The sequence below is a fragment of the Gemmatimonas sp. genome (assembly GCF_044345575.1).
Classification (GTDB): domain Bacteria; phylum Gemmatimonadota; class Gemmatimonadetes; order Gemmatimonadales; family Gemmatimonadaceae; genus Gemmatimonas.
Window position 1 is genome coordinate 1 of sequence record NZ_JBIJAW010000419.1, and the last position, 2,684, is coordinate 2,684.

At 67.7% G+C, this 2,684-nt stretch carries 3 protein-coding genes; 1 reads left to right on the forward strand and 2 read right to left on the reverse strand.

Annotated features, from left to right (window positions below):
• Positions 1 to 1,199: TonB-dependent receptor plug domain-containing protein (locus ACIQ6O_RS16065; protein WP_396208782.1), on the reverse strand; the 1,199-nt coding region annotated here is incomplete at its 3' end.
• 66 nt (positions 1,200 to 1,265) lie between these two features.
• A complete protein-coding gene (gene queD / locus ACIQ6O_RS16070) occupies positions 1,266 to 1,655 on the reverse strand; it encodes a 6-carboxytetrahydropterin synthase QueD (protein WP_396208783.1) in 390 nt (129 codons plus the stop codon).
• Between the two features lie 122 nt (positions 1,656 to 1,777).
• On the opposite strand from queD, the gene ACIQ6O_RS16075 reads away from it, so the two are divergent.
• Positions 1,778 to 2,662 (forward strand): hypothetical protein, encoded by an 885-nt coding sequence (locus ACIQ6O_RS16075; RefSeq protein ID WP_396208784.1) that lies wholly within the window; start codon positions 1,778 to 1,780, stop codon positions 2,660 to 2,662.
• Positions 2,663 to 2,684 lie beyond the last annotated feature (22 nt).

Consider the following 2,684-nt stretch of genomic DNA (forward strand, 5'->3'; position numbering starts at 1 on the left):
CGCACGCGCAGCGTCGTGTGCGACACGCGCTGATTCGGGCGGCCGATGTCGTAACTGAACGAGGAGTCGGCCGGCACACCGCGCATGGCCCGCGCGAGATCGTCGGCGTTGCCCACATGCGCCTGACGCAGCACGCCCAGCTCCGTGCCGAAGCGCGACAGCGAGACTTCCGTGCGCCCCCAATCGCGCGTCACGCCAAGCGCGAGACTGCCGTTGAGCTCACGAAATCCGGTGTTGGTGAGATAGTAGTCGGGCGCCGCACCGTTGCCCGCCACGCGCGACGTGAGGCGCAGGCGATAGCCCGTCGCACCGATCTTCGGCAGCGAGAGGTCAGCGCCCTGCACACCAATCGACAGCGCCCCCTGCCGGCTGTTCGAGAAGGTGTTGAGCGCCACGTTGCCGTGCAGGCCACCCGTGTCCGGCAGTGCCGCATGCTCCACCCGCACCACGCCGCCCAGCGCGTCGGCACCGTACAACACCGTCGCCGCTCCACGCACCACGGTCACCGCATCGGCATCGAAACTGTCGATATTGGGCGCGTGTTCGGTGCCCCACTGCTGATCTTCCTGTCGCAGCCCGCCATTCATGACCAGCACGCGCTGCGAGTTGAGACCACGAATCACCGGCTTGGCGATGCTCGGCCCGAACTGGATCACCGCCACGCCGGGCAGGTTCTTGATCGTCTCGCCAAGCGTCTGCCCGCGCGTCGCCGCAAGCGCCTGCGCATCGAGGGTGCTCACCGCAGCCACGCGCGCCAGCTGATCGGCGGCCGTATCCGCGCGCACGGCCACCTCCTGCAGCACAGCGGTGGCCACGTCGAGGTGCACCGTGACCAGTCGGTCACTCGTTCGCAGATCGAGATCGCGCAGCCAGGGCGCGAACCCCAGCGCCCGCACCCGCAGCGTCACCGGCTGCGCCGGCAGATCCCGCAGATCGAATCGACCGTTGCCGTCAGTGCGTTGCCGGGCGGACTTCTCCACCGCCCGGTCGGCCACCCGAATCGTCCAGACCGCCACCACCTCGGCATCGCGCACGGCACGACCGGATTCCCCCGACTCCACCACGCCATGCACATGGCGGAGCGACCCGTGGGTCTCCTGCGCGGGCGTCGCGCGCGCCGTCGCGAGCAGTCCCATGAGGGCCACCACGACCGCGCGCGACCATCCCGAACGCGCCGAGGAACGATAAGAGGTTCTCATTACTCTTCAACGATAATGAGAATCGGCGATCAGGTAAGGGGTGTCCACGCCGGTAGACACCTCGACCTATGAGCCGGAAGAGCCCCGGTATTCACACCCGGAGGTACAGGTTTCCCGCACCACCACCGCCGACAGCTGCGGGATCAGCGGCTTCATCCGATCCCAGATCCACACCGCCAGCACCTCACTGGTCGGGTTCTCCAATCCGGGGATGTCGTTCAGATAGTGGTGGTCGAGCTGGTCGTAGATGGGTGAAAACGCCGCCTTGATATCGGCGAAGTCCATGACCCATCCCATCGCGGGGTCGAGCGGTCCGGCCACACGCAGTTCTACTCCGAACGAATGGCCGTGCAAACGGGCGCACTTGTGCCCGTCGGGCACGTTCGGCAAGCGGTGCGCGGCTTCGAAGGTGAACTGCTTGTACAGCTCCACGGTGGCTGGGCGTGATGACGACATACTGGCAATCTAATTGCGCGCGGAGTGGGGTCCGGTGGCAATATTCCGAAGATTGATGCGACCGACGTCTCCGTGCGTGTCCGGTCCAGAGTCCGTCGCTCCCATTTCTCGCGAGTCCCGTCATGTCGTCACGCCGCATCCTCGTTGTTATCGGCTTCAGCGCGGGGCTCGCTGCCTGCAGCACCGGCACCCCCACGCCGGCGCCTGACGCGCAGCCGGTGCGCATGGCCCCGGCCGATACCGCCCCCGCGGCCGCCACCGACGGTCTCCCGGCGGCGCTGCGCGACGCGTTCGTCGCCGATGATGCGCGCGCCCGGACCATCAGCTTCTGGCTGCAGTGCACGCCGACCGTGGCGCGCCTGCGCGCCGAGGGCGCCTTCGGACCCGCCGCCCGCGCCCCGCGCGCCATCGTCTGCCAGCGCACCGCCGACGGGGTACCGGTGGGAGGCGTGTACGACGTGGACAGTGCCTTCACCAGCGCGCGCCGGCTGCAGATGATTCGCCTCGATGGCGCGCGACCGAAGTACACGGAGGCCGTGGATACTGCAGGTATTCTGCGTGCAGCCAAACTGGCGCGCGATGTCTCCGTGCTGGTGTCGCCCGCGTGGAAGAAGCGCGCCCGGCCGTTCAATGTGGTCCCCGTGCCCGCAGCGAACGGCGCGGCCGAAGCGTGGGTCATTCCGCGCGCCACCAAGGCACGGAGCTTCGTGACTGGTGGAGACATGGGCTACGCTGCGCCGGCGAGCGGCAGTGGAGCGCCCATGCTCATCGTCGACCGCTCGGCCACCTGGACGCAACTCAATCTTGCGCCCACCGGACCACTGCGCATTTACAGCAGTGTGCGTGACATCGCAGCCGTTACCGATCTCGCCACTGCACGATTCCATGCCGAACTCGGACGTGCCGTGACCGTGAGCACGCCGGCCCTCGAAAGCACCCTCGTGTCAGGACTCGATCCCGCCACTGGGGCACGCCTCGTTTGGAAGCACACGCCCGTGAAGCGGTAGTCGTCAACCGGTAGTCGTCAGC

Excerpts from the sequence above, each read along its gene's own strand:
- queD (WP_396208783.1), bottom strand. The coding sequence starts at position 1,655 with ATGTCGTCATCACGCCCAGCCACCGTGGAGCTGTACAAGCAGTTCACC.
- ACIQ6O_RS16075 (WP_396208784.1), top strand. The coding sequence starts at position 1,778 with ATGTCGTCACGCCGCATCCTCGTTGTTATCGGCTTCAGCGCGGGGCTC.